This window comes from Kocuria sediminis (genome assembly GCF_009735315.1).
GTDB lineage: Bacteria > Actinomycetota > Actinomycetes > Actinomycetales > Micrococcaceae > Kocuria > Kocuria turfanensis.
Genome location: NZ_WOGU01000009.1, coordinates 1 through 24,706, shown reverse-complemented (window position 1 = coordinate 24,706; position 24,706 = coordinate 1). Strand labels below are relative to the sequence as shown.

The window sequence follows — 24,706 nt, the reverse complement described above, 5'->3', positions numbered from 1 at the left end:
AGCCGTGTCCTGCTGCGCAGATGTGGAGGAGACCCATGGAGCGTCGTGGACGCCGTGCCGCGCTGTCGGTGCACCCCGGAGGTGTGCGAGCAGGTGCCCCGACGTCGTCCGGGACGCGTGCCCTCGGAGTGGAGACCCAGGGGGACTCCGTGCTGTGCGTGCCGCCCCGGCCGGACACGGCACGGCCGGTGCCTCTGCTGGTGGCTCTGCACGGAGCCGGCGGACTCCCGCGGGGCAGCCTGGCCGTGCTGCAGACGATCGCCGACCAGTACGGGACCGCGGTCCTCGTCCCGGTCTCGCGTGGTACGACCTGGGACGGGATCCGCGACGACTACGGTCCCGACGTCGATGTGATCGATCGTTCACTGCGCCGCGCCTTCACCACCGTGGCAGTGGATCCCGAACGGATCGGGATCGCCGGGTTCTCCGACGGCGCGTCCTACGCCCTGGGCCTGGGCTTGGCCAATGGCCACCTCTTCGGCCACATCATGGCGTTCTCCCCGGGCTTCATACCGCCCGCTCCCCGCCGGGGACACCCTCGCATCATGGTCACCCACGGGGTGACCGACCCCGTCCTGCCCATCGACCGCACCAGCAGACGCATCGTGCCGACTCTCCAGCACACCGGCTACGACGTCACCTACCTCGAGTTCGACGGCGCCCACACCGTTCCGCTGGACATCGCGCTCCAGGCCGCCGAGTGGCTCGGCTGGAACGACTCGACCACCGGGTGAGGCACGGACCGGAACGTCCACTTAACGGGAATGCGTCGGGTCGAACGGTGACGCCGGCCCTGACGCAGCCGGGGCTGGAGACCGGGCGTGAGCGCATCAACGACTCGGTGGGCGGGCGCCGGGCCGCGGCCCGCCGGATGTGCGCGAGGCGGCGCGGGGCCCCGTCGTCGGGCCCCGGCCGGACGGACCGGGCTGTGAACGCGAGGCAGAGCATTGCGATCGGCGGTCCGGTTGCGTGCGCCGTCCGTGCGCTGCGCACCAGCGGTGGGCGGTGCTCAGCACGCGAGGTTGAGGGGGTCCCGGTGGTGGGTGCCCTGCTCGATGAGGTCGACGAAGCCGAGGGCGTAGTCCGCGCCGGAGATCGCTCCACCGTCCTCGGGCTGAACGGCCACGTCGTCACCGACCCGGTACGTGCCCACTCGCTCGCCGGGCGCGAAGGAGCCGAACCGTCCTGGCCGGCTGACGAACACCCAGTCGAGGGTTTCGGGGGTGGTGGGCAAGTCCTCGGTGATGACCGCGGACACGGCGATGAGCTCGTCCCGGATCTCTGCCGGAGTCCGGCTCGGGTCGTCGACGAAGCGCGGGGCGCCGGGTGCGGGGCCCAGGGACGAGAAGCCGCCGACGACGAACAGCGATGCTCCGGTCTCCTCGGTCAATCGGGCGGTACGCCGGTACACGTCGCGGAAGGACGCCGCGAGCGGGCCGCGCGGTGAGCGCGCGGCGACGACGACGTCCGCTCCAGGTCGGCGGCCGTGTTCACGGGGTGGTGAGGAGGACGGTGTTCTCGGAGGGGTCGCGGAGCAGGTAGCCGCCGTCGGTCTCGGTGACGGTGCCGTTGATGGTACCGAGCACGTGGTCGAGGCGGTGGGGGGTGTCCCGCCGCAGGGTGAAGTGTCGCATCCGCGCTCACGTAGAGGTGCCCGTGCCCGATCCGGGTGACGGTGGGTACAGGAATGCTGGTGTCCTCGTCGGGGTGGGCATCCAGGACTGGGCGCACGTCCAGGAGCTCCCGGCCGGTGGAGCAGGTGCCGTCGCGGCGGACCACGTAGGGAGCGTCGTCGTCGATGACGGTCCTGAGCATCCGCTCCGGGGTCTCGAGCGTGATCTCCACGGTGATGCCGTCGGGGTCGAGGGAATGGATCGCCTTGGACATGATGTGGTCGGTCGGGGAGATGTGCCGGCCGGCACGGATCAGGCGCAGCAGGATCCGCGTGACATCGGCTTCCGTGGGCGGGTGCACCGTGAGGTGGTAGGGACCGCTGTGGCCCTGCAGGAACGCGGTCCTCGCCTCGGGGTGCAGGGTGATGAGCGTGTCGATGCCCAGGTGCACTTTGTCAGTGCTCGGAGCGGACGACGAGGCCGATGACTTCGCGCCAGATCGCGGTGGAGCGGCCGAGGTCGGTGACCTCGGGATGGACCGCGCCGAACGCGGCGACCTCGCGGGCCAGCGGGTCGGTGACGGCGGGCACGACGAGGGCCGGGGCGGAAGCGTCCGAGGAGACGGTGTCCTCCTGAGTCAGGGATGAGGGCTGGTGCCGGCCCGGGCCCGTCCGGCCGCTCACGCAGGCAGCGGCCGGACGGGCGGGGTCAAGCAATGGTGAGGACGCCGAGGACGGCCGCGACGACCGAGAGCCCGGCCAGGGCCAGCGGCGGAACGATCGGTTCCTCGCGGCGCGCGTGGACGACGACGGCGCCGGGCATGAGCGCGGCGAGGGCGAGCGCGGCCGTGGGGCTCAGGAGCGAGGCGTCGCCGAGCGGCGGCGGCAGGATCACACCGATGGCGCCGAGGACCTCAGTGGCGTCGATGAGCCTGACGGGCCCGGCGGTGAAGTCCTCGACCCCGGTCGGCCCGGAGGCGGCCAGGGCCGGTGACGGGTGGAATCACGTCCTGGGGCCACTCGTGAGGGCGGCCCCAGGACGAGGGGTCGATCAGGGGCGGTGGCGCTGCAGTCGGTGCCTCCGCACGGCCACGGCCGCCGGCGCCGCGATCCCGGCAGCCAGCAGACCCGCGACCAGGGCGGCCCCGGGATGCTCGTGCTCGGCGGTCGCGGCGGTCTGCATGTTCAGGCCCGGGTTCATGCCCGTCGGCGCGTCCTGCTCCGGTGCGGCCGGTACGGGGGCAACCGGCGCCGGCGGCGTGGCCGGTGCCGGTGCGGGGGTGATGGCGACGGGGGCCGGAGCGATCGTCGCCGCCGGAACCGGGGCGGGGGCGGGGGCGGGGGCCACGATCGGGGTGGTGTCAGGGGCGTCGACGCCGGCCCCGTCGCAGGCGGCGAGGAACTGCTGGAAGAGCGCGAGGATCTGCTCGGCCGTCGCCTCGTCCAGGGCGAGCATGCTCAGCTGCACGTCCAGGGCATCGGTGGCGTCGAAAAGGGCCTGTTCGGCGGCGACGATCTCCGGGGTGTTCAAGGCCAGCTCGATCGCGGCCTCCAGTTCCGCGATGCGGGCTTCGGCGGCGGCGATCGCCTCCGGGTCCTCAGCGGCCTCGGCGGCTTCCAGCTCGAGCCAGGCGGTCTCGACCTGCACCTGCAGCTCCCCCGCGGCGGCATCGGTCAGGGCGAAGTACTGCTCCTCGGCCACGACCACGGCCTCGGCGGCCTGTTCCAGCTGGCTGACCGAGACGGTGGTGATCCCGGCCGCGGCCAGGGCTGTCGTGAACTGGCCCGAAGCCTGCAGGCAGGCGGCGTCGCCGGGGGCGGCCACGGCCGCCGGGGCACCCAGCACCAGCCCGCCCACCAGCAGCGTGGCCGATGACCCTGCGGCGATCCATCCCTTGACGGTCGTGTTCATCGTGGTCATGCCCTGTCTCTCCTGCTCTCCCGAGGTGACCCGGGGGCGGTCCCCGGGTGCACCAGCGCGCGGGCCCGCACCTGGGTGGTGCCGCGGCGAGGCGGCGAGCAGGCAGGGTCGCTGGCCCCCCGCCGTGCAGGCCGACCGAGGCTTGAGGGAGCCCGTGCCGGCGGTGGAGAGCTGCTGTGAGCTCACCGTACGGTCCAGTAATCCCCATTGGCAATCGTTAATCACTGGCGTGTTCCCATGTCGGCCGCCCGGACTCCGGGGACGAGCACGGAAGTCGTAACGGTCTACTCCACCTGACGCTGCGCCTTCGGTCGTCGTCTCGTGCGGGGAGTGATTCCGGTGTGGTGCGGTCCTGGTTCGACGACGCAGGATGGGGAGTGCTCGTGTCCGTGCCGACGGGCACGGTCCGGGACGAGCAGGCTCAGCTCGGGGAGAACGAGCTCCCTTCGGGGAACTGGCATCTCACCCAGCCCGCGGGATTGCAGAGGGCGCAGGTCGTCGGCCAGGAGTCCTCGGTCCAGAACACGTTGCTGCGGCGCTCTGCCACCGGCAGAGCACTGGCGGGGACCAGCGTGATCCCGGCCGGCCATCCAGGCTGGACGGCAGTGCTCAGCGGGACGGCGTCGAACACCGTCCGGCACCGGATACAGGTCATGCCGCCCTCGAGATCGACAATCATCAGGTCGTCCCCTTCCTCTGGACCGTGGTCATTCTCTGGAGGTTCGGCTCTCAGGGCCGGCCTGACTGCTTCGAACGGCCATTCCCCGGTGAGCGAGCGGCAGCGGTGTTCACCGTCGGCGCGGCAGTGGTGGGTTGCGTGACGGCGAGGGGTCAGGGTCGGCGGTGGCCGCCGAGGACGGCGCGGCGGGTGAGCTTCACACAGCGGCCCACGACCCGCTCGAGGGGCCCTTGTCCGAGGGCCCGCTGCCAGGCGATGGCGAAGAGTGCGGCGATCCCCACCTGGACGGCGAACCAGAGGTAGGGCTGGTCGTAGTGCACCTCGGTGGACAGGGCCAGCAGGTGGGCCGAGTACAGGGTGAGGGTCATCGCCCCCATGGCGGAGAGCGGCAGCAACCATGTCCCGAGGCGGCGGGCGAGCAACAGGCACGCACCGAGCGCGCCCATGGCCGAGCCCAGGCCCAGCGCCAGGGCGAGGGGGGTGTTGGTGTGCGGACCGGCGATCGCCAGCCACCACCAGGTGGTGGTGGGCAGGATGGGGTCCGGGCCCCAGACGATGACGTCGTCGATCATGTCCTCGCTGAGCGCGGGGGTGTGGGTCATCAGCTGGTCGTAGCCGCCGGCCTGCAGGATCAGCACCCAGGAGGCAAACCATGCGATCAGGGCCAGGCCGACACCGCTCACCAGCAGGCCGGCCTGCGTCCGGATGCCGGCCAGGTCCAGCCGCCCGACCGCCAGCCCGGCCAGGAGGTAGGTGAGGTAGGGCAGGGCGGGGTAGGTGCCGGTCAGCAGCAGGTGGGCCGTGCTCGCTGCGGGATCGGCGACCAGGTCCGCGAGACCCGGGTTGAGATCGGCCGCGACCGGCAGCGTGTCCCGCAGCAGGTGCGTCAGGACCGGGCCGGTCACGGCGAAAAAGGCTGCCCAGGCGAAGAGGGCCCTGGCGGAGACGCGCAGGAACGGGATCGCCAGCAGGAAGAAGGCTCCGTAGTAGACGAGGATGTTCACCGCCGGGATCTCCTCGACGGTGGTGCCGGGGATCAGCGGATTGATGGCCAGCCCCAGCCCGGTGATGAGCAGAGCTCTCACCAGGATCCCGGCCCGGGTGGCCCTCATCGCCCGCCCGGTGTGCGGGGTGCGGCCCCCGGAGGAAAAGGCCAGGCTCACCCCGGCCAGGAACGCGAACAGCGCCGCGGAGCGGCCGGCGAAGACGGTCCACTGGGCGGTGGGTTCGAAGGTCTCCGGGTCCCAGGCGGGCAGGATGTGGATGGAGACCATCCCGATCAGGGCCAGGCCACGGGCGGCGTCGATGCCGGTCAGGCGCCGCGTGCCGGCGGCGGCGGCCGTGGTGCCCGCGCCCTCCGGCGAGACGTCGGGAGGGGCGGCGCCCCACGGGGTCGGCGTCGGACCTGTGGCGCGCAGTGCCGGAGCCGGGTGGCTGTGGGCGTCGGTCATGGCTGGTCGTCCCCCGTGCGTCGTTCCGGCGGGCCCCCGCCCCCCGGGACGGACCGACGGCCCGTCCAGGACTCCAGCTGATCAGGACGATGTGTGGTCGGCTTAGCGGGAGCCTGTGCCCCTGCTGTGAACCGGGATCGGCAGCACCGCGATCCGGTGGGCGGTGCGCTCGAGGGCGGTGCAGAGCTCCCAGGACGGGGACTCGGGGTGGGCGGCGCGCTCGTGCTCGGCGCGGGCGGCGGCTACGGCGGCGTCGGTGAGATCGATGGTGCTCATGCCCACTCCTGGGATTGCGGTGGGTCCTGCGGTGCGTGGTTCCAGCCTCGGCAACACGGCCGTGCGGCAGCTGTGGCCGCGCCGACAGGACGGCCGGCAATCGGTCCCGCGCGCCGAGCTGAGTCCTGCATCTGACCCGTCGTCGACAGCCACCGGCGACCCGGCCTGCGGGTGCTCAGCCCCGGTAGGGGGCGTGGACACTGCCGGCCCGTCGGAGTCGAGGCTCTTCACCGCCGTGGCTGACGCTGGGCAGCACGCGAGAGCGGATCATCGGCGCGGTGGCCGAGCAACCCAGGAGAGAGGTTGCCGGATCGTGCAGGCGCCTGCGCGGGTCGGCTCAGCCCGCGGCCAGGACGGCGGTGAGAAGGCCGGGGAAGCGGGCGTCGAGATCCTCTCGTCGCAGGGTGCTGTGGATCGCTGTTCCTCGGTAGCGCTGTTCGATCACTCCCGCCTCGCGCAGCACGCGGAAGTGGTGCGTCGAGGTGGACTTGCTGACCGGCAGGGCGAACGCCATGCAGGCCTGCTCGGCGTGCCCGTCGGCGAGCTGTCCGACGATGGCGCGGCGCACGGGATCGGCCAGGGCGGAGAGGACGGCGTCGAGGCGGAGATCGTCGCGGTCCGGGTGCTCCAGTGTGCGCATGGCCTCGTCTTCCCCGGGGACGGATTGGTACGGTGCCTATCGTACTACGATGGTTCTCGTACACGGCTGGAGCATTCCGGTCATGACGTACCCACCCGACGGCATCCCTGGAGGAGCACCCATGTCCCGCGCGCTGTTCGATCCGATCACCCTTCGCGGCGTGGAGATCCGCAACCGCATCTGGATCCCGCCGATGTGCCAGTACTCCGTGGACGCCCAGGACGGTGTGCCCACCGACTGGCACCTCATGCACCTGGGCTCGTTGGCCCGGGGAGGCGCCGGCGCGGTGATCGTCGAGGCCACCGGTGTGGTGCCCGAGGGGCGCATCAGCCCGCAGGACCTCGGCCTGTGGAACGACACCCAGCGTGACGGTTTCCGCCGGATCACCGACCTGATCCACTCCCAGGGGGCGACGGCGGGCATCCAGCTCGGCCACGCCGGGCGCAAGGCCTCGACCTGGCGCGCATGGGGTGTCCGCCCCGAGGGCAACGTTCCGCCCGAGCACGGCGGCTGGCAGCCGGTGGGTCCCTCCCCGGTCGCCTTCCCCGGCCTGGCGATCCCGACCGAGCTGGACTCGGCCGGTATCCGGGGCGTCGTCGAGGCCTTCGCCGCGGCCGCCCGCCGAGCCGTCGAGGCCGGCTTCGACCTGCTCGAGCTCCACGGCGCCCACGGCTATCTGCTGCACGAGTTCCTCTCGCCCCTGTCGAACCACCGCACCGACGAGTACGGCGGCACCCTGGAGAACCGCGCGCGCCTGCTGCTGGAGGTCACCGACGCGGTGCGCGACGAGGTCGGCGAGGACGTGCCGCTGATCATGCGCCTCTCGGCCACCGACTGGTCCGAGGGCGGCTGGACCCCGGAAGAGACCGAGCAGGTCTCGGCCTGGCTGGGGGAGCACGGCGTCGATCTCATCTCCGTCTCCTCCGGCGGCAACGTCGCCGACGCCGTGATCCCGGTGGGACCCGGCTACCAGCTCGCTTTCGCGACCGCTGTCAAGGGGCGCACCGGCCTGCCGGTGGCCGCGGTCGGCATGATCGACGAGCCCTTCCAGGCCGAGCAGATCGTCGCCCTGGGCCAGGCCGACGTCGTGCTCGTCGGTCGCGAGTCCCTGCGCGACCCGAACTTCCCCATCCGGGCCGCGGAGGCGCTGCGCTACCGGATGCCCTACAAGCCCGCCCAGTACGAGCGCGCCTACCGCTGACGCCGGCCCTGGGCGGTCAGGAGATCGGGAAACTCCTTGCCCGCGGCCGGGGTGTCGAGCCCGTCCCACCACCGGCATCCGTCCGGGCCGGCGGAACCAGCGACCGCGTTCTGGGCTACCCGACCAGCGAGCGGGTCCAGCGCCATTCCCAGACCGGGCCGACCTCGGGGTCCTCTCGGTCGGCGACGTGCTCGAAGCCCAGCGCCACGAGCACGCCCGTCGACGCATGGGGACCAGGCAGCGTGTGTGCGATGACGTGGTCGACCTCGTTGCCGGCCACAGCGCGCTCGAGAAGCGCGCGGACCGCGGCCGTCCCGAAGCCCTGACCTCGGAACTCCGGGGCGACTTCGTAGCCGATCTCCACAGCACGGTCGATCGGCGGGGCCGCGAAGCCGCCCGAGCCGAGCAGGCGCCCGGTCGCGGAGTCGACGAAGAACTGCATCGACCACGCGCGGTCGGTCTCCGGGCGGTTCTGGAGCTGTTGCAGGGTGAAGCTGATGGCCTCCGGGAACTCGGGCCAGCCGTCCGGGACGGGCGAGCCGATCAACTCGCCGAACCGGGTGCGGTCCTCCTTCAGCGCGTTTAACAGCGCCACCGTTGCTGGGACGAGCCGGACCTCTGGGTGGAACGACATGGTAGATCTCCCATCGCGCTGGGACAACCGCATGACCTGGACACGGACGAGGGACCGAGGAGTAGGAGCGCTGCCGGAACGGCGGCACGCCCAGGCGGTCACCGGAAGATGGTCGGCGCTCCCGAAGCTGCTCGTGGTCGGTGGCCCGAAAGTCGGGGCCGACTGAAATCCTAGGTGCGGCGCCCTGCCGTGGGAAGTGCAGCCTCACGCCCGCTGCTGGAGGCCCCGCACACCGTCCTCGCTCATGAAGAAGGTCTTCGTGTAGACGGGGGCGCCAGGAGTGGTGACGTGATCCAGGACACGGAGGTCCGCGGTCATGGCGTCTTTCGTTTTCGTCGTGCGCACGTAGCCGCGTTGGTTGTTGAAGAACCTCAGGTGTGGGTTCCACGGCATGACCGGGTCGTGGGTGGAGCCGTTGCCGTTGACGGTCGAGGTGATGGAGCTGCAGACCAGCTCGGAGCCGACGACCGGGGCATCGGGGTCCTGGAAGTCGGTCTCGACGTCGGAGGCCCGGTGCCGGTGCACGTCACCGGTGAGCACCACCGGGTTGCGGACCCCGGCGTCGACCCATCCCTGGGTGATCCGTCGGCGCGAGGCGGCGTAGCCGTCCCAGCCGTCCATCGAGACGTCGTCCACCTCGGGCGCCCGTTCGCGGTCCCGTTCCGAGAAGAAGACCTGTTGCCCCCGGATGTCCCATTGGGGTGTGGAGGAGCGGGAGCCGTCGATCAGCCACTTCTCCTGGGCGGGGCCGGTGATGGAGCGGTATTCGTCCCAGCGGGCCTCCACGTTCTCGCCCCAACCGTCGCCGGCCAGCTGGTCGTCACGGTACTGGCGGGTGTCCATCATGTGGAAGTTGGCCAGCTGTCCCCACTGGATCCGGCGGTAGGTCTGCAGATCCTTGCCCCGTGGCGCGGAGGGCCGGTGCAGCGGCATGTTTTCCCAGTACGCCTGGAAAGCTGCGGTCCGGCGGGTCCGGAAGCGCTCGGTGGTGTCGTTCCACTGGGCAGAGTCACGGTTCTCCGGAATCTCGTCGGCCCAGTTGTTGTCCATCTCGTGGTCGTCCCACACGACCAGCCACGGGGCGACGGCGTGGGCGGCCTGCAGGTCCTGGTCGGCCCTGTACTGGGCGTGCCGCTGGCGGTAGCCGGCCAGGTCGACGGTCTCGGGCCCATTGTGGTCACGCACGTTGCCGTCCCCGGAGACGTGGACGCCCTGCTTGTACTCGCACTGGTAGTCGCCGAGGTGCAGCACGAGGTCCGGCTGGTCCTCGGCCAGGCGGAGGTAGGCGGTGAAGAAGCCGTGCTCGTGCTGGGAGCAGCTGGCGAAGGCCATGGCCTGCGCCGCCGGGGTCTCGCTCCAGGCTGGGGTGGTCAGCGCCCGTCCGATCGGGGGAGACGTGCCTGCCGGTGCGGAATCGGTACCAGTACTCCTGACCGGGCTTGAGCCCGGTCAGCTCGACGTGCACGGAGTGAGCGGATTCGATGTGGGCGTGCTCCACCCCGCGCTTGATCACCGTGCGCATGGCCTCGTCCTGGGCGACCTCCCAGGACACCTGCAGCGGACGGTTGGGCATGTCGCCGAGGCCGTCGGCGGCCAGCGGGTCCAGAGCACGAAGCCGTCGGGCCACGGGTCGCCCGAGGCGACCCCGAGGGTGAACCGGACGCCCGTCAGGGCGTTGCCGCAGGCTTTGCCGGGAGCAGCGGCGGCCATGCCAGGGACGGTGGCGACGAGCCCGGCGTCCAGGCCGGCGGCGCTCAGGCTCAGGTGCACTGCCCATCCTCGGAAAAAAGGAGCACCCCCCATGAGGACGATCTTGCGCACTGTGGCCGCCGGCACCACGGTCATCACGCTGCTGGCGGCCCCCTCAGGCGGTCGCCGCCGCCCCCACCCTGGAGGAGGCCTATCTGGATCCGCTCGCGGCGCTGGTCTCGCCCAACGGCAAGCAGCTCTATCCCGGTCACGCCGGGGAGTTCCAGCTGCTGATCGACATCAAGAGCGGGGGCCCCGCGACCTGGGCGGCGATCGAGGAGGAACTGGCCGAGCACCGGAAGTTCATCACTCGGTACCACCACGGGCAGGCGAAGGACCGGGCCGTGGAAGCGGTGATCAGCGGCAACCGGCCGCTGGCGCAGATGCAGGCGGCCGGGGTGGACCACATCAACACCGACGATCTTCCCGGCCTCCGGGAGTTCCTGACCCGCTGAAGGCTCACCCCGTCACGTCGGCTGCGGGCTGCGCCACGAGGAGCGGCTGGTCCGAAGATCCACGGTCCGGCCGGAGACATGTCGACGGCCCCCCGGGGGTTGCCTGCCGTCCTGACGGGGGTCGCCGCAGACGGATGTGGGCGGAAAGAACGCGCTGTCGCCCGGAACAGGTGCCGGACGGCCGGCGCCCCACGCCGGGGCGCTCCCCGAGGGCCCCTCGGACAGGCACACGTACTGCGGGCCCTCGCCCGTGTCGGTGCACTCGGGTTCTCCCGGGCGGAGTTCGGTTGTGCTCTACTCGGGGCCATGAGCGGAGCGTCCCTGCCCAGCACTCCCGACGCGGCGGACTTCCGTGCCCTGGCCGCCGGCTCGCCGTGGCGGTTCACCACGGTGCACTTCATCCACCGGCGGCAGGGCCACGGCGGGGCCACCGCCGAGGGCGGGCCGGTGGAGGCCTGGCTCGACCGATCCCGGCACCGGCTGGTCGTGCGCACCGCGGAGGGGATCGAGGTGGCCACCGGCGCGCCCTACGGCGGGGCTGGAAGCTTGGCGGACACCGAGCCGTCCCCGCCCGGGGCGCAGGTGGTGCTGCGCCCGGACGGGCTGGTCGCCCAGCGGCCGGAGGACTGGCACCTCGACCACGGCGACCCGATGTGGCAGGACTACCGGTGGACGGCGATGCTCGATCCGGTGGAGCTGGACCAGGGCGTGGAGATCAGTGACGTCACCGCCACCGTGCTGCGGGGTCGGGCGACCTGGGCGGCGACCTGCCGGCCGGTGGTGGGTATTGGTGAGGACTGGGTGGGTGGCTACGTGCCGCGGTGCGGGTGCTGCCCGTTGCTGGACGGCCCGGCCGCCCGGACCTACGAGTACGGGTCCGAGGACCCGACCCTGACCGATGACCTGGCCACGGTGTACCGGGTGCACCTGGACGTGGGCACCGGGATCGTCGTGGACCTCACCCCCTTGGACGGCACCGAGGGCACCAGTCTCACCAACGAGATCCACGACGTCGACGAGCCACTCGACCCACCGCTGTGACCCCGTCCTCGTGGTCCTCGAACAACACGGGGACGACATGCACGGACCGGCGAGGCCGAGCGGGCCGGCGTAGTCTGTCGGCGTGGGCGATCCTGAGCTCGTGGCCCTGCCGGTGGGATTCGAGAAGTTCCACCGCCGGGACTTCATCAACTACCAGCTGAACCGAGCCCACGCGCTGGGCTTCGCCGAGCGCCGGGAGCTGTTCGACGCCGCGGCGCGGATCCGGTCGATGGACGACGGCGGTCCGGTGTTCGAGGCGTTGTCGTCCCGGGCTGCCGCCGGGGGCCGGTTCCGGCCCGCGACGGGATACGCGCGGCTGGCGGAGTTCTTCACGCCGCCGCGCTCGCGGCGCAGGACGGAGCGCTACCGCCGGTATCTGGAGCTCTTCGACACCGCGTTCGCCGAGGCCGCCCTCGTCCGCCACGAGGTGCCCTACACCGGCGCGGCGTTGCCGGCCTATTCCTTGCCGCCGGCCGGTCCGGGCCCAGGGGGCACGGTGCTGCTGCACGGCGGGTTCGACTCCGTGATCGAGGAGTTCTTTGCCGTCGCCCAGCGGATCGCCGCCGCCGGCTTCGACGTGGTCGCCTTCGAGGGCCCGGGACAGGGGGGCGCGCGGACGGTGCACGGACTCACCGCCGACCACGACTGGGAGAAACCGGTCGCGGCCGTGCTGGACCACTTCCGGCTCGACCGGGCCGCGCTGGTCGGCATCTCGATGGGCGGCTACTGGGCGCTGCGTGCCGCGGGGCGCGAGCCCCGCATCCACCAGGTGGTGGCCTGGCCGCCGGTCTACGACTGGCTGCACCGTGTCCCCCCGGCGCTGCGGGCCCCGGTCCGGGCCATGGTGCGGCACCGGGAGTTCATGCGGTGGAGCGTGCGGGCCCGGGCCCGGCTCTCGCCGACCCTGCGGGCGGTGGTCGATCAGGTCCTGTACCTGCTCGACAGCGATGACCCCGCCGATGTCCCCGAGTGGTTCCTGGGCATGAACGCCGCCCACCTGGACAGCGCTCGGGTGCGTCAGGACGTCCTGCTGATGTGCGGGGAGCACGACGCCTTCCAGCCGCCGGCGCTGACGCGGGCACAGGCCCAGGCGCTCACAGCCGCCCGCAGCGTGACCACGCGGATGTTCACGGAGGCGGAGCAGGCCGATCAGCACTGCCAGATGGGCAACCTCGACCTCGCCTGCCAGGTGCTCACCACGTGGTTGCGCCACGGCTGGATGGACGGGGCGGAGTCCGGGCCGCGGCCCGACCCGTTCCCGTAGCGGATCGGCGCCCCACCGGAGGCAACCCATGGCTGCGTGTTCGGCGCGTCGGACACCGGCCTCACCTCCCGGCGCCGTCTCCCGTCGTGGGTTCCGCGGCGTGCATCCGGATCAGCCCGGTGGCGCCGTCGACGGTAACGGTCTGGCCCTCGGTCAGCCGGGTGGTGGCGTCGGGCACGCAGATGACGGCCGGGATCCCGTACTCGCGGGCCACGGTCGGGCCGTGGGCGATCGTGGAGCCGGTCTCCGTGATGAGCCCGCCGAGGGTCAGGAACAGCGGCGTCCAGCCCGGGTCGGTGGTCGGGGCGACGAGGATGTCACCGGGCCGCAGCCTGGCCTCGGACGGGTGGTGGACGATCCGCACCGGCCCCGTCGCGACCCCGGTGGCCGCCGGCTGGCCGACCAGCGCGTCCGGCCCGTGCTCGTCGGCGGCGCCGTCGGGCAGGGCCTGCGGGTTCGTGCCGTCCGACAGCAGCAGGCCCGGGACCTGCCGCCGCCGGGCCTCGCGGTCGTGCTCCCGCCTCCGGCGGGTCACCACCGCGCGCAGGTCCGCGCCGTGCGCGGCCTCGAGGGCCTCGCCCAGGGTCAGGAACATGATGTCCTCGGACTGCTCGAGCAGGCCGCGCCCGGTGAGCTCGGCCCCTGCGGCGAGCAGCTGCCCGCGCACCTGGGCCAGCGGGGTGAGCCAGAGGAACTTGGGCAGCTCGCGCAGTCCGGCCAGCTCCCGGCTGCGGCGCAGCAGGGAGCCGGCGAGCCGGGCCCGCAGCGGCCGGGTCCGCCGCGCGCGGTCGACGAGGTCCGCCAGGGCGGCCTCCGCCTCGGCGGCGGCGCGGGCGAACCGGGCCGGCGGGGCCTGGTCGGGATCCGTCACCTGCAGGTACCCGGCCAGGGCGGCGAACACGGGGGTGGGGTCGTCGGCCCAGCGGGGGGAGCCGACGTCGATCTCGGCGCTGCCGCGCATCCCGTACTCCTCCAGGAAGGCCGTCAGGCCGAACTCGGGCAGCTCGCCGCGCGAGAAGCGCGCGGCGAGCTCGTCCGGGTCGGTGCTCAGGAGCAGCCCGCGGTGCGGACGGGCCGACTCGGCCACGGACCACAGCTGCAAGTCCATCTGGGTGGTGACGTTGTGGGGCATGCCCCGCAGGGTCGCGTTCAGCTCGCCGGGCCGCAGGATGCCGCGCAGCAGCCGGCCGGCCACTGCCTGAGCGAGGAGCGCCGCCCACAGCGGCGGCAGGGAGCGCATCATCGGTCCGGTCATCGTCGCGTCCTGCAGGCCGGCGGCGGACCGGATCCGGCTCGCCGTGTCCGCCGGTGCGGTCCAGCGCTGCCGGCGGACCCGCTCGAGTTCGTGGAAGGCGCGCTCGCGGGCGGCTGCGGGCCGCGCCAGGGCCCGCAGCGCGCCGAGAAGCGAGGCGGGGACGACGGCCAGCAGCAGCCGCGCCGTCGCACCGGGGGAGAACGCACGCCGACCGGGACGAGGAGGACGGGGCGCGTAGCGGGGGTCGTCCAGGACCCTCCGCACGCCCCGCGCCACGGCCGGACCGTAGACCTGCACCATGTCGGGGACGCGGGCGTGCAGGCGCGGGCTCCGGACGAAACCCGTGAGGTCCATGAAGAGCCGACCGCCGATGTCGACGAGGAACAGGTCGACCACGGCGTCGTCGACGCCGACCACCTGCAGCCAGCGGCGGGTCGTGGCCCGCAGCACGGACACGCCCATGGGGGTGACCGGGCGCCGCAGGCCCTGCATGTGGCCGACCTCCATGTAGACCCGCGGGTCTCCCCGCACCGGGTCGGTCCCCGGTGGGAGGGGGAAGAGGGTCGTGATCGCACGGGACTGCAGCAGCCACAGCGCGTCCTCCGCGTCGTACGCGAACTCGATGTCCTGCGGGCTGCCGAGGGCGCGCTGCACCCGCTGCCCGGTTCGCTGCAGCTCGCGCAGCTGGTCGGCGGAGAGGCACCCGCGATCCTCCTGCCCGGGGAGCGTGCCGTTCCCGGGCAGGACGTAGTGGTCGGTGTTCCTGGTGCCGTCCACGACACCGGTGCCCAGTCCCGCGACGGCGTCGACGACGGTCTCCGTGCGGGTACCGGTCAGCGGGTTGGCGGTGAACATCACCCCGGCCGCCGTCGGGGCGACCATGCGCTGCACCACCACGGCCATCGCCACGTCGGCGGTCTCCAGCCCCTGTCCGGCCCGGTAGGCGACGGCGCGCTCGCTGTCCACGGAGGCCCAGCACAGCCGGATGGCCGCGAGCAGCGCGTCCTCGCCCTCGACGTCCAGGACGGTGTCCTGCTGGCCGGCGAAGCTGGCCCCCGGCAGGTCCTCCGCCGTGGCGCTGGAGCGGACGGCCACGGGACCACCCCCGAGGCGCTCGTAGGCCGCCAGGACCGCCCCCTCGGGGACGGCGCCCGAGCGGTAGGCCTCGGTGGTCAGGCAGAACCCGTCCGGCACGCGCTCGCCCGCGGAGAGGAGGGCCCCGAGGCCGGCGGCTTTGCCCCCGACGAGCTCGGTCGCTTCCGGGCTGATGTCGGCGAGGTCGATGACGTCCAGGGGGTGCCTCTCTGGTGTCGTGGGGCCGACGGGGAGTGAGGAAGGCCGGGACGGGGCGTCAGCCGAGCTGCTCGGCCAGCGCGACGATGATCCCCTCGGGGCCGCGCACGTAGCAGAGCCGGTAGCGGTCCTGGTACTGCACCACCTCTCCGACGAGCTGCGCACCGCGGGCGCGCAGCCCCGCAACGGTGGCGTCGATGTCGTCGACGGCGAACATGATGCTGCGCAGGCCCAGCGTGTTCGTAGGGGCGTCCTCCGGCTCTGCGCTGATCGCCGGCGGGGTGTGGAAGGTCGTCAGCTCGAGCCGGCCGTGGCCGTCCGGGGTCCGCATCATCGCGATGTCGACGCGCACCCCGTCGAGGCCCGCGACACGGTCGACCCACCGTCCCTGGATCGGCGCCTGCCCCTCCAGCTCCAGGCCGAGGTCGGTGAAGAACGCGACGGCGGCCTCGAGGTCGCCGACGACGACGCTCACGTGGTCCATCCGCTGGATCGTCATGCTGGTTCTCCTCCGCCTGCGTCGTGGTGGTGTTGCCTGTCCTGGCTGCCGCTGCCCCGGGGCAGTCCTGGTCAGGACGTCCTCCGGTCGAAGGTCAGGTGGGTGACGCCGCTGGGCGCCGAGACGACCTCGATCTCGTAGTCCTCCTCCAGGGCCTCCAGCCCGTCCCACACCCGGACGCCGCGGCCGAGCACGATCGGCACCTGGACCAGGTGCATGTGGTCGACCAGGCCCGCGGCGAGGAAGTCGCGCACGACGGTGGGGCCACCTCCGATGCGCACGTCCCGTCCGCCGGCCGCCGCACGGGCGGCCCGGAGCGCCTCGTCCGGCGCGGCGTCGAGGAAGTGGAAGGTGGTGCCGCCCTCCATCGTGATCGAGGGGCGCGGGCGGTGGGTCAGCACGAAGGTCGGGGTGCGGAACGGCGGGGTCGGGCCCCACCACCCGGTCCAGTCGGCGTCGTCCTGCCAGCCCGGCGGGCCGAACTTGCCCGCGCCCATGATCTCCGCGCCGATGCCCGGCTCGTGCTGCTGGGCGAACGCGTTGTCCACGCCGGCGGTGCCGCCGGTGCGTCCCAGGATGGGGGCGCCGAAGCGGGTGGCGATCATCCACTCGTGCAGCCTCTCTCCGGCGTGCCCGAAGGGAGCGTCCCGGCTCAGACCCTCGCCGGTGCCGAAACCGTCCAGCGAGATGGAGAAGTTGTGGATGCGGGTCCGTGTCATCTGCTCGCTCCGTCCGCTCGGCGATGGGTGCACTGGGGCCGGTGGACTACCGGTTCGTGTTGACCAGGACGTCCGCGGCGTCCGCCCCGAAGCAGGTCCAGGTGGCCGGCAGGGGCCCGTTCTCCTCGACGTTCCAATTGTTGGTGATGGTCAGGCACTCGAGCACGAGATTCTCCGCGGTGACGTTCTTGTTGCGTTCCCGGTCGGCCTCGGCGTCGATCCTGGCCTGCTCGAGGCGGGACTGGGCGCGGTCCACGTTCGCCTCGGCCTCCACCACCCGGTTCAGCGCGTCCTGGGCGGTCTGGTCCAGCGCCGCCGGCGGCAGCGCCACGGAGTCCAGCTGCACCCCGTACGGGGACAACCGCTCCGTCAGGGCCGCCTCCACGGCCTCGCGCACCTCCTCGACCTTGCCCTCCGCGCGGGCCTCCGCAGGGGTGTAGGAGGCCAGGACGGTGGCGACCGCTTCCCGGGCCGCCGGCTGGACGAGCATGCCGTCGACGTTCTCGAACTGCCGGTACCGGGACCACAGCTCCTGGGCCTGTTCGCCGGTGATGGTCCACTGCACGGTCATGTGCTGGGTGCCGGAGCCGCCGCCGGCGAAGGCGATCGGTGCGTCCATCTCCGAGCGCTGCAGCTGGGTGGAGAACGTCTCGACCTCGGCCCAGGGGGCCTTGACCTGCCATCCGGCCTGGAGGGTGCGGGAGTACCGGCCCAGGCTGGTCTCGATCCCCACCTCCCGGGCTCCGACCCGGGCCAGCGTGGTCCCCGCGGTGACGAGCAGAAGGAGCACCACCGCGCTGACGGCCGTGACGCCGGCCGCCTTGCGCGTGGCGCTGGGGCGGACCTGTTCCCCGGCGGCGTCCTTCTGCGCCGTGGTCCTCGGCACCGTCATCCAGGCGACGATCGAGAGCACGAGGACGAGGGCCAGGACGGTGGCCGTGACGATGTAGAACATGTTCCTCTGTCCCCGCTTCTCCAGGATCCTGGTGCCGCACCCGCGAGCGCGGTTGTTCACTGATGTAAACACTCCCACACCGTGGAGCCGCGGGCACTCGATCACCGGGGGAGGCGGTGCCACACTTCGGGGGACCACCGGGGTCGTGTGTGCCGCAGGCCGCCGCGCGGGGTCACGGACCCGGGGAGTCGGTGATCTTGGTGTCGGCCAGGTCCAGATAGGGGTCGCCGAGGTGCTGGTCGTAGAGGTCGGCCTGCTCGTCACCCTCGGTCCCGGCCGGCGACCGGAACCCGTTCCGCACGGTGCCGGTGACCTCGACCAGGTCGCCGATCTCGAGGTCTGGCACCGGGTCCCGGGCGCTGACCAGCAACGGGTCCAGGTCGGGGTCCGAGGGGTCGGCGAGTTCGTATGCCGAGCGGGAGTCGGCCAGGTCGCCGACCACTCCGCTGAGGGTCACCCGTTGCCCGGTGTCGGCGGTCAGGCCGGCGCGGAAGGCTTCGTCGTAGGCGCCGGCGTACGCGAGGTCGGACTGCTCCGCAGGTGTCGGGGCGGAGGGTGCGGCCGTCGGGGACGCGCCGGCCGGTCCTGAGGCGGTGCTGCCCTCGGAGACGTCGCTTCCCGGGTCCGGCACCTCCGTGGGGCCGCACCCGGCCAGCACCCCGGCGGACAGGGACAGCACCACGGCGGCGACGTGCGTGGTCGACCGGCGGAGCGTGCCGCCGGCCACCACGCTGCCTGAGGGCTCCATGACTCACCGCACCTCCCGTTCGAGGGCCTCGTCCTTCCGGCGTCTCCCCGGCAACTCCGCCGCCGAGCACGCGGCGGCGGTCGTTCCCGGTTGAGGACAGCGTAGAGCCGGGCTCGGTGCTGCGCACTTGTGGGCGCAGACGTGTCCGGGGCTCAACCGGCGCGTGAACGGCTGTTGAACGGGTAGCGTATCGGTACTACGTTGTGATGGGCCCGAGAACGGGTTCGACGTCAAGGATGTTCGGTGACCACACGCGCATCTGGAACGCGAGGTGTTGCGATGTCTGCCCGGATTTCTCCCGTGATCCGACGGGGCGGCGTCGTCGCGGGGCGGCTGCTGGTCTACGTCCTCATCTGGGCGGGGTTGGCGCTGCTCATCGCCGCCGCCGGGATCCGGTTCTACTGGGGCGAGATCACCGTGGGCCAGATGCTCCTGAACCTCGTCTCCGTGCAGCTCGACGGCGGAGGCGGTCCCATCGTCTGGATGGGCATCCTGGGGATCGGCGTCGTCCCCCTGCTCCTCACCGCCGGGATCGCCCTGTGGCAGAACGTCCGGCGCCGCCAGGGCGGCGACACGCCGCCCCGCCGCCCGCGGTGGATCGTGCGCGTCGTCCCCACCGTCCTGGTGGCGGGGGTGGTCGTCGGCGGGAGCACGGCGTTCGCCACCACGGTGGGTGTGGGGGACTACCTCAGGGCCGGGAACTCCGCGTACGACCTCGGCGACTACTACGTGGAGCCGACGGTGACCAGCGACGAGCACAAGCGCAACCTGGTGCTGATCTACCTCGAGTCCGGCGAGGCCACCCTGGCGGACGACCAGCTCTTCGAGAAGGACGCGTTCGCTCCGCTGCAGGAGGTCACCCGGGACTCGGACGGGTGGCAGAGCGTGGAGGACCTCCAGCAGTACGAGGGCGGAGGCTGGACGATGGCCGGTCTGACGGCGACGCAGTGCGGCGTGCCGCTGAAGGGCCTCGGCTCGGCCGCGGACAGCGGCGCCCTCAACGAGCTCGGCGGCAACGTCGGCACCTACCTGGGCGGGACCACCTGTCTGGGCGACGTCCTCGGCGAGCACGGCTACACCAGCGTCTTCCTGGGCGGGGCCAACGCCTCCTTCGCCGCCAAGGACGCCTTCCTGGGCACCCACGGCTACTCCGAGATCAAGGACCTGTCCGACTGGCGCGCCGCCGGCGAACCGGAGAAGAACTTCCGCGGCGACTGGGGCTTGAGCGACGGACGCCTCATGGCGCACGCCAAGGACGAGGTCGACGCGCTGCACGCCGAGGCGGAGCGGACCGGCCGGCCGTTCAACCTCTCCGTGCTGACGCTGGACACGCACGAGCCCGTGCACATCTTCGACTACTGCACCGTGGACACGGAGAACGTGGTCACCTCCGCGTTCTTCTGCTCCATGACCCAGGTGGCCGGCTTCGTGGCCCACCTGGAGGCGCAGGGCTACCTCGAGGACACCGCCGTGGTGATCATGGGTGACCACCTCAAGCACATGAGCGCCGGCGACGCCTTCCACGAACAGCTGGACCACCACGACAACCGCACCATCTTCAACCGGGTCTGGGTTCCCGGCGAGGACCGCAACAGCGCGCTGCGCCCCCGCGTGGACCAGCTGAACATGTACCCCACGATCCTGGAGGCCGCCGGCCTGGGGCTGCAGGACCGTGCGGCCGGACTGGGCGTGTCCGCCTTCAGCACGGAGGTCCCGGAGGGCTCCGCGCAGGCCATGGCACCGGAGCTGTACACGGAGCTTCTGGAATCGCGGTCCTCCCAGTTCTACGCGGAGGCCTGGGCCGGCGGGGACGCCGCCCGGTAGTGGCGTTCGTGTCCTGCGCGTCGCGGCCGGCGCCGCCTTCACCGGCCGGACGCTGAACCGGGGGCCGCCGGGGCGCAGCCCGGGGGCTCCGAGTTGCCGCTGACGGTGAAGTCCTCGCAGGTGAGGAACGCGGCGTGGTGGACCCCCAGCAGGTAGGAGGCCACAGCGATGGACAGCACCAGGGCGACCACCAGGGCCCGTCGCGCCGGTGACAGGAGTCCCGCCCCGAAGTCGGGCCACATGATCCGCGCCAGCACCCACATCGTCGCCGGGAGTCCCAGGACGGCCACGGTGTCGCCCAGGGCGCCGGTCAGCGCGTCGAGGAAGCCCCCGTGGTCCTCGACGGTGAGGGCGAGGACCAGCCACACCGAGGGAAGCATCAGGGCGGCCGCTCGGCGTTTGCGGTGCTGCTCGCCGTGGTGGCGGAACAGCACGATCAGCAGCGCCGCCGAGGAGGCGGCCCAGACGGCCAGCTCTTGTTCGAAGAAGAGCCGGCCCCACGCACCCAGGGTGAAGGCGGGCCACCACACGGCCACGCACATGCCCACGCACATGCCCACGGTCACCACGCCGGTGGCCCGCCCGGCCGTGCTCGGGTCCGGGCGCTCGTCGTCCTCCGGCATCGGCCTCACGGCGGCGATCCCGTGGAGCACGGCGCAGCGGCGACTTCGGTGCCCCGCACGACGCGACGGGGCGCCGGGGACCGGGCGGCGCCGGTCCGGGACCGGCTGCTCCCGGTGCGGGGGCGGCCGCCGGTTTCCGCCCCGGTGGCGACGGTGCCGCCGGGGTCCCGTCGCGCGCCCGCGCTGCTATGCGGTGCGCCGGGGTCTGTCGACGTCATAGGTGATCTGCACCATGCCGTTGTCGAAGCGGCGCTCCCGCACGAGCCGCAGGTCCAGCGACAGCCCGGAGGGGAAGACCGGGGTGCCGCCTCCGACGGTGACCGGGCACAGCAGGAGCTCGACCACGTCGACCACCCCCAGCGCCAGGGCGCTCCCGGCCAGGGTCGGGCCCTCGATCGTGAGGTCCCCGGCCGCCTCGGATCTCGCGCGCTCGACCGCCTCGGCGGTGAACTCGCGCTCGAGCCGGGTGCGCCCGGTCCACGTCCGTTCGAGGGAGGAGGAGTAGACGACCTTGTCGGCCCGCTTCCACGTGTCCGCGAAGCGCGCCGATTCGGGCGACCACGTCGGGGCGGTCGGGTCGGTCTCCCACACGGCCATGGTCTCGTACATGCGGCGCCCGTAGAGGTAGGTGCTCACCGAGGCCAGGTCGGCGGTCAGGGCCGCGACGACGGCCTCGTCGGGCACCGCCCAGGAGAAGTCGCCCTGGGCGTCGGAGTTGTAGCCGTCCAGGGAGGAGGCCACGGAGTAGATCACTGTCCCCATGGCTGCACTCAACTCGACCGAGGCGCTCCGGCGCAAGGGGTGGTGTGCGTCCGGGAGCCCCCGCGGGCGGCGACTCCCGTGCTCCGGGCCCGCACGGGAACCGGGGCACGGCGATCACCCGAGGAGCCGCATGCGGCCGGGGCTCAGCCGGCCTCCGTCGTCGGCCCCGGCCCGGTGTCGGCGTGCCGCAGCACAGGGCGCTCGGCCCGGGGGAGGCCGTCGACGACCAGCTCGTAGGCGTTCAGCACCAGTTCCGCCACGAGGTCGCGGGTGACCCCGGGGCCGGCGGCGAGGGAGATCCAGTGCTGCTTGTTCATGTGGTAGCCGGGCGTGATCGTGGGGAACTCCTGGCGCAGTGCCGCCGCGTGCGGGGGTTCGCACTTGAGCGTCACGATCGGCTCGCCGGTTGCCTCGGTGGCCATCAGGAAGATCTTGCCCGCGACCTTGAAGACGTCGTGCTCGGGCCCGAAGGGACAGGTGCGGGACACCGCCGGCAGTCCTGCGGCGACCTCCATGGCAACGTGTTGAAGTCGCGTTCCGTCCACGGTCCGTCTCCTTCCGAGGCCATCGCCTCCCGGTGGCCTCCTGCTCCGCTGGATCTCGCGACCAGTATCCCCGGCACCGTCACGCGGACCCGCCGGAGTCCCGTCAGACCAGCAGTTGATGACGGGCGAGTTCCCGGTAGAGCACCGAGGTGCCCAGCAGTTCCTCGTGGGTGCCGGTGGCGGTCAGCCGGCCGTGGTCGAGCACGACGATCTGATCGGCCCCCACGACGGTCGACAGGCGGTGGGCCACGATGAGGACCGTGCGCCCGGCCGCAGCGGAGCGGATGGCGGCGTGGAGGGCCTGCTCGTTGCGGGAGTCCAGGCTGGCGGTGGGCTCGTCGAGCAGCAGCAGCGGCGTGTCCGCGAGCAGGGAGCGGGCGATGGCCAGGCGCTGGCGTTCGCCACCGGAGAGTCCGGCGCCGTCGTCGCCCACGGGTGCGTCCAGGCCCTCGGGGTGCTCCTGGAGGCGCGCCAGGAGATTGACCGCGCCCAGCACCTCCTGGCAGGCGGCCTCGTCGGCCTCGGGAGCGGCGAGCAGCAGGTTCTCCCGGACGGTGCCGGCCAGCACGGGAGCGTCCTGTTCGACGTAGCCGATCCGGGCCCGCAGATCGGTCCGCGACATGGCGCGCAGATCGGCGCCGTCGAGGCGGATCGAGCCGTGGTCGGGATCGTAGAAGCGCTCGATGAGGGCGAGCAGCGTGGACTTCCCACCCCCTGACGGTCCGACGATCGCGGTGGTCGATCCGGCCGGGACCGTGAAGCTGAGCCGGTCGAGCACCGGCCGGCCCGGGCGGTAGGAGAAGGTGACCTGGTCGAAGGACACCTCCACCGGGCGCCCTCGCCGTCCCGGGCCCAGGGTGGCGGCTCCGGCTCCGGGGGTGCCCTCCGTCCGGCCGGGAGCCCGGTCCTGCGCGTCCTCGCGCGGCAGCCCCAGGATCTCCTGGATGCGGCCCAGGGCGCCCAGCGCGGCGCGGACGGTGGTGACGGCGGAGAAGAACTGCCCCAGCGGCATGACCATCATGAACAGGAAGAGGATGAAGGTCACCAGATCGGCGACGGCGAGCGCTCCGGAGGCCACGCGGTAGCCGCCCACGCCCAGGACGGCGAGGAAGGACCCCTGGACGGCCAGCCCGCTGATCGGCCAGAGCACCGCGCCGACCCCGGCGACGCGCACCCCGTAGTCGTGGGCCGAGACCGCCTCGGTCTCGAGCCGGGCCACCTCCCGGTCGGTGGCACCGCTGGCGCGGATGGTCCGTACCGCCGACACGGCCCGCTCCACGCCGGCGGCCAGGCGGCCCACGGCCTCCTGGGCCGCGCGGGTGAGGACCTGGATCCGCGCCGAGGCGATCACGACGGCCAGCACGGCGACCAGGACGACGCCGAGGGTGATGCCGAGCAGCAGCGGATCCAGCAGCGCCATCCCGATCAGCGCGCCGGTGAACACGAGTGCGCCGCCCAGGGCGTCCACGAGTCCACCGGTGAGCGCGGCCCGCACCACCGTGGTGTCCGAACCGACCCGGGAGACCAGGTCACCGGTGCGGCGGGCGTCGTGCTCGCGCACCGGCAGGCGCAGCAGCTGGTCCACCAGGCGCCGCCGGGCGGTGAGCACCACGCCCTCGGCGGTGCGTTCGAGCAGGTACTGCTGCGCTGCGCCCACCAGCCCGGCGCCGAGCACCAGCAGGACGAGCACCAGCACCACCGGCGCCGCCGACCGGCCGGTGCTGATGGACCTGATGACCTGGTTGACGGCCACCGGCTGCGCGAGGCTCAGTCCGGCCCCCAGCACGGACAGCACCAGCACCACGACCAGGACGCCGCGGTGCTCCGTGAGGTAGCCGGCCAGGTCCCGCAGGCGGCCGCGAGGGCCCGCTGCGTCGGCGGCGGTCGGGTCAGCCACGCTCGAACCGCGATCCACCGTACTTGCGGTGCACTGCTTGGCGGCTCACGCCCAGGGCCGCGGCGATCTGCGCCCACGACGCTCCTCGTGCGCGGGCCCGGCGCACCGCCACCGCCTCCCGCTGGGAGAGCTGCCGGTGCAGCTCCGCCGTGGCCCTCAGCGCCTGCAGCGGGTCGTCGTCCTCCGCCTGGGCCACCAGAGCGCTCATCGGTACCTCGTGCATCGTCGCCACACCTCCTGCGCGTCAACATACGATGACACCGGGCGAGTGTCAATGTTCGTTGACACGGTGTGCAGGTGCCGGATCCGGCACGCGGGCCCACCCCGCGCCCTGGGCGGAGGTGGGCGGGTACGAGGAGCGGTGCGCCGGTGGCGCCGGCCTGTTCCCACGCCGGAGCTGTCTCGATAGGGTGAGCGCGGGCGATGCCGAGCGCGGCGTGCCCGGCGTGGTGATCGGGCGCCGGTACCGAGGCCCGATCGAGGTCCATCGATTCCGGGAGGAAGCATGACTGATTCACAGCAGGACCCGAACCAGCAGGAAGGCCCGGCCGACGGCGGCGCGGCCGGCGCTCCGGGCATTCACGACGGGGGCGCCGACGGCGGAGCCGAGGGTCCCGCCGACGGCGGCGCGGCCGGCGTCCCGGGCGTCCACGACGGCGGTGC

26 protein-coding genes and 1 pseudogene are annotated in these 24,706 nt (G+C 72.6%); 5 read left to right on the top strand and 22 right to left on the bottom strand.

All coding sequences use genetic code 11. From position 1 onward, the window contains the following. Window positions 1–200 precede the first annotated feature (200 nt). The gene (locus tag GMA12_RS11455; RefSeq protein ID WP_206064687.1) at window positions 201–734 is read left to right on the top strand and encodes an alpha/beta hydrolase; all 534 of its coding nucleotides are present in this window, start codon (window positions 201–203) and stop codon (window positions 732–734) included. 275 nt (window positions 735–1,009) lie between these two features. Here GMA12_RS11455 and GMA12_RS11450 read toward each other — a convergent pair whose 3' ends face one another. The 8 genes from GMA12_RS11450 to GMA12_RS11415 form a co-directional block, all read right to left on the bottom strand. After that, on the bottom strand, window positions 1,010–1,390 hold the full coding sequence (locus tag GMA12_RS11450) for an NAD(P)-dependent oxidoreductase (RefSeq protein WP_156269646.1): 381 nt from the start codon (window positions 1,388–1,390) through the stop codon (window positions 1,010–1,012). 100 nt (window positions 1,391–1,490) lie between these two features. Beyond that, window positions 1,491–1,634: a hypothetical protein gene (locus GMA12_RS11445; RefSeq protein ID WP_156269645.1), complete on the bottom strand. Its 144-nt coding sequence runs from the start codon at window positions 1,632–1,634 to the stop codon at window positions 1,491–1,493. 434 nt (window positions 1,635–2,068) lie between these two features. Then, on the bottom strand, window positions 2,069–2,296 hold the full coding sequence (locus tag GMA12_RS11440) for a hypothetical protein (protein WP_156269644.1): 228 nt from the start codon (window positions 2,294–2,296) through the stop codon (window positions 2,069–2,071). A gap of 25 nt (window positions 2,297–2,321) precedes the next feature. Then, window positions 2,322–2,597: a DoxX family protein gene (locus tag GMA12_RS11435; RefSeq protein WP_156269643.1), complete on the bottom strand. Its 276-nt coding sequence runs from the start codon at window positions 2,595–2,597 to the stop codon at window positions 2,322–2,324. Between the two features lie 66 nt (window positions 2,598–2,663). Then, window positions 2,664–3,533: a hypothetical protein gene (locus GMA12_RS11430; RefSeq protein WP_156269642.1), complete on the bottom strand. Its 870-nt coding sequence runs from the start codon at window positions 3,531–3,533 to the stop codon at window positions 2,664–2,666. Window positions 3,534–4,364: 831 nt separating this feature from the next. After that, window positions 4,365–5,663 (bottom strand): heparan-alpha-glucosaminide N-acetyltransferase domain-containing protein, encoded by a 1,299-nt coding sequence (locus tag GMA12_RS11425; RefSeq protein ID WP_156269641.1) that lies wholly within the window; start codon window positions 5,661–5,663, stop codon window positions 4,365–4,367. Between the two features lie 102 nt (window positions 5,664–5,765). Continuing rightward, the gene (locus GMA12_RS11420; RefSeq protein WP_156269640.1) at window positions 5,766–5,939 is read right to left on the bottom strand and encodes a hypothetical protein; all 174 of its coding nucleotides are present in this window, start codon (window positions 5,937–5,939) and stop codon (window positions 5,766–5,768) included. Between the two features lie 337 nt (window positions 5,940–6,276). Beyond that, on the bottom strand, window positions 6,277–6,579 hold the full coding sequence (locus GMA12_RS11415) for an ArsR/SmtB family transcription factor (protein ID WP_156269639.1): 303 nt from the start codon (window positions 6,577–6,579) through the stop codon (window positions 6,277–6,279). Between the two features lie 121 nt (window positions 6,580–6,700). On the opposite strand from GMA12_RS11415, the gene GMA12_RS11410 reads away from it, so the two are divergent. Beyond that, entirely contained in the window at window positions 6,701–7,780 is a 1,080-nt protein-coding gene (locus GMA12_RS11410; RefSeq protein ID WP_156269799.1) for an NADH:flavin oxidoreductase/NADH oxidase, read from the top strand. Window positions 7,781–7,895: 115 nt separating this feature from the next. On the opposite strand, the gene GMA12_RS11405 is transcribed toward GMA12_RS11410, so the two are convergent. The 4 genes and pseudogenes from GMA12_RS11405 to GMA12_RS19695 form a co-directional block, all read right to left on the bottom strand. Beyond that, window positions 7,896–8,414, bottom strand: coding sequence for a GNAT family N-acetyltransferase (locus tag GMA12_RS11405; protein WP_156269638.1), 519 nt, complete (start codon window positions 8,412–8,414; stop codon window positions 7,896–7,898). A 204-nt stretch (window positions 8,415–8,618) separates the two neighbouring features. Beyond that, window positions 8,619–9,746, bottom strand: a complete 1,128-nt coding sequence (locus GMA12_RS11400; protein WP_503102579.1) for an alkaline phosphatase D family protein — start codon at window positions 9,744–9,746, stop codon at window positions 8,619–8,621. Window positions 9,747–9,849: 103 nt separating this feature from the next. After that, window positions 9,850–9,936 (bottom strand): annotated as a pseudogene (locus tag GMA12_RS19700) (hypothetical protein); the annotation flags it as partial. Then, complete coding sequence (locus GMA12_RS19695) at window positions 9,924–10,124, bottom strand: PhoD-like phosphatase N-terminal domain-containing protein (protein WP_503102580.1); 201 nt, start codon at window positions 10,122–10,124, stop codon at window positions 9,924–9,926. The gene GMA12_RS19695 and the pseudogene GMA12_RS19700, both read right to left, overlap by 13 nt. An 800-nt stretch (window positions 10,125–10,924) precedes the next feature. On the opposite strand from GMA12_RS19695, the gene GMA12_RS11390 reads away from it, so the two are divergent. Further along, window positions 10,925–11,659, top strand: coding sequence for a hypothetical protein (locus tag GMA12_RS11390; protein ID WP_156269637.1), 735 nt, complete (start codon window positions 10,925–10,927; stop codon window positions 11,657–11,659). Window positions 11,660–11,741: 82 nt separating this feature from the next. Beyond that, window positions 11,742–12,923 carry an alpha/beta hydrolase family protein gene (locus tag GMA12_RS11385; protein WP_156269636.1) on the top strand — a complete coding sequence of 394 codons (1,182 nt, stop codon included), beginning with the start codon at window positions 11,742–11,744 and terminating at the stop codon, window positions 12,921–12,923. A gap of 61 nt (window positions 12,924–12,984) precedes the next feature. Here GMA12_RS11385 and GMA12_RS11380 read toward each other — a convergent pair whose 3' ends face one another. The 5 genes from GMA12_RS11380 to GMA12_RS11360 form a co-directional block, all read right to left on the bottom strand. Next, window positions 12,985–15,372: a PEP/pyruvate-binding domain-containing protein gene (locus GMA12_RS11380; RefSeq protein WP_370831318.1), complete on the bottom strand. Its 2,388-nt coding sequence runs from the start codon at window positions 15,370–15,372 to the stop codon at window positions 12,985–12,987. Between the two features lie 157 nt (window positions 15,373–15,529). After that, entirely contained in the window at window positions 15,530–15,970 is a 441-nt protein-coding gene (locus GMA12_RS11375; protein WP_206064686.1) for a VOC family protein, read from the bottom strand. A 71-nt stretch (window positions 15,971–16,041) separates the two neighbouring features. Further along, entirely contained in the window at window positions 16,042–16,689 is a 648-nt protein-coding gene (locus tag GMA12_RS11370; RefSeq protein WP_156269635.1) for a dihydrofolate reductase family protein, read from the bottom strand. A 46-nt stretch (window positions 16,690–16,735) separates the two neighbouring features. Continuing rightward, a complete protein-coding gene (locus tag GMA12_RS11365) occupies window positions 16,736–17,644 on the bottom strand; it encodes an SPFH domain-containing protein (protein ID WP_156269634.1) in 909 nt (302 codons plus the stop codon). Between the two features lie 172 nt (window positions 17,645–17,816). Beyond that, the gene (locus GMA12_RS11360) at window positions 17,817–18,392 is read right to left on the bottom strand and encodes a hypothetical protein (protein WP_156269633.1); all 576 of its coding nucleotides are present in this window, start codon (window positions 18,390–18,392) and stop codon (window positions 17,817–17,819) included. Between the two features lie 300 nt (window positions 18,393–18,692). Here GMA12_RS11360 and GMA12_RS11355 point away from each other — a divergent pair, with 300 nt between their 5' ends. Then, on the top strand, window positions 18,693–20,216 hold the full coding sequence (locus GMA12_RS11355; protein ID WP_370831315.1) for an LTA synthase family protein: 1,524 nt from the start codon (window positions 18,693–18,695) through the stop codon (window positions 20,214–20,216). 38 nt (window positions 20,217–20,254) lie between these two features. Here the strand turns inward: GMA12_RS11355 and GMA12_RS11350 are convergent, their stop codons facing one another. From GMA12_RS11350 to GMA12_RS11330, 5 genes are all read right to left on the bottom strand, one after another. Next, window positions 20,255–20,839: a hypothetical protein gene (locus tag GMA12_RS11350; RefSeq protein WP_240898806.1), complete on the bottom strand. Its 585-nt coding sequence runs from the start codon at window positions 20,837–20,839 to the stop codon at window positions 20,255–20,257. Window positions 20,840–21,025: 186 nt separating this feature from the next. Beyond that, window positions 21,026–21,601, bottom strand: a complete 576-nt coding sequence (locus GMA12_RS11345; protein WP_156269631.1) for a dihydrofolate reductase family protein — start codon at window positions 21,599–21,601, stop codon at window positions 21,026–21,028. A gap of 143 nt (window positions 21,602–21,744) precedes the next feature. After that, window positions 21,745–22,146, bottom strand: a complete 402-nt coding sequence (locus tag GMA12_RS11340; RefSeq protein WP_370831313.1) for an MmcQ/YjbR family DNA-binding protein — start codon at window positions 22,144–22,146, stop codon at window positions 21,745–21,747. A 103-nt stretch (window positions 22,147–22,249) separates the two neighbouring features. Then, window positions 22,250–24,043, bottom strand: coding sequence for an ABC transporter ATP-binding protein (locus GMA12_RS11335; protein WP_370831311.1), 1,794 nt, complete (start codon window positions 24,041–24,043; stop codon window positions 22,250–22,252). After that, window positions 24,036–24,251 (bottom strand): helix-turn-helix domain-containing protein, encoded by a 216-nt coding sequence (locus GMA12_RS11330; protein ID WP_206064685.1) that lies wholly within the window; start codon window positions 24,249–24,251, stop codon window positions 24,036–24,038. Before GMA12_RS11330 ends, GMA12_RS11335 begins: the two co-directional genes overlap by 8 nt. Window positions 24,252–24,706: the final 455 nt, after the last annotated feature.

Coding starts and splice junctions, on each gene's coding strand:
- GMA12_RS11445 (WP_156269645.1), bottom strand. CDS start 1,634: ATGCGACACTTCACCCTGCGGCGGGACACCCCCCACCGCCTCGACCAC.
- GMA12_RS11430 (WP_156269642.1), bottom strand. CDS start 3,533: ATGACCACGATGAACACGACCGTCAAGGGATGGATCGCCGCAGGGTCA.
- GMA12_RS11425 (WP_156269641.1), bottom strand. CDS start 5,663: ATGACCGACGCCCACAGCCACCCGGCTCCGGCACTGCGCGCCACAGGT.
- GMA12_RS11420 (WP_156269640.1), bottom strand. CDS start 5,939: ATGAGCACCATCGATCTCACCGACGCCGCCGTAGCCGCCGCCCGCGCC.
- GMA12_RS11415 (WP_156269639.1), bottom strand. CDS start 6,579: ATGCGCACACTGGAGCACCCGGACCGCGACGATCTCCGCCTCGACGCC.
- GMA12_RS11410 (WP_156269799.1), top strand. CDS start 6,701: ATGTCCCGCGCGCTGTTCGATCCGATCACCCTTCGCGGCGTGGAGATC.
- GMA12_RS11405 (WP_156269638.1), bottom strand. CDS start 8,414: ATGTCGTTCCACCCAGAGGTCCGGCTCGTCCCAGCAACGGTGGCGCTG.
- GMA12_RS11400 (WP_503102579.1), bottom strand. CDS start 9,746: ATGGCCTTCGCCAGCTGCTCCCAGCACGAGCACGGCTTCTTCACCGCC.
- GMA12_RS19695 (WP_503102580.1), bottom strand. CDS start 10,124: ATGGCCGCCGCTGCTCCCGGCAAAGCCTGCGGCAACGCCCTGACGGGC.
- GMA12_RS11390 (WP_156269637.1), top strand. CDS start 10,925: ATGAGCGGAGCGTCCCTGCCCAGCACTCCCGACGCGGCGGACTTCCGT.
- GMA12_RS11375 (WP_206064686.1), bottom strand. CDS start 15,970: ATGACGATCCAGCGGATGGACCACGTGAGCGTCGTCGTCGGCGACCTC.
- GMA12_RS11370 (WP_156269635.1), bottom strand. CDS start 16,689: ATGACACGGACCCGCATCCACAACTTCTCCATCTCGCTGGACGGTTTC.
- GMA12_RS11365 (WP_156269634.1), bottom strand. CDS start 17,644: ATGTTCTACATCGTCACGGCCACCGTCCTGGCCCTCGTCCTCGTGCTC.
- GMA12_RS11360 (WP_156269633.1), bottom strand. CDS start 18,392: ATGGAGCCCTCAGGCAGCGTGGTGGCCGGCGGCACGCTCCGCCGGTCG.
- GMA12_RS11350 (WP_240898806.1), bottom strand. CDS start 20,839: ATGCCGGAGGACGACGAGCGCCCGGACCCGAGCACGGCCGGGCGGGCC.
- GMA12_RS11345 (WP_156269631.1), bottom strand. CDS start 21,601: ATGGGGACAGTGATCTACTCCGTGGCCTCCTCCCTGGACGGCTACAAC.
- GMA12_RS11330 (WP_206064685.1), bottom strand. CDS start 24,251: ATGAGCGCTCTGGTGGCCCAGGCGGAGGACGACGACCCGCTGCAGGCG.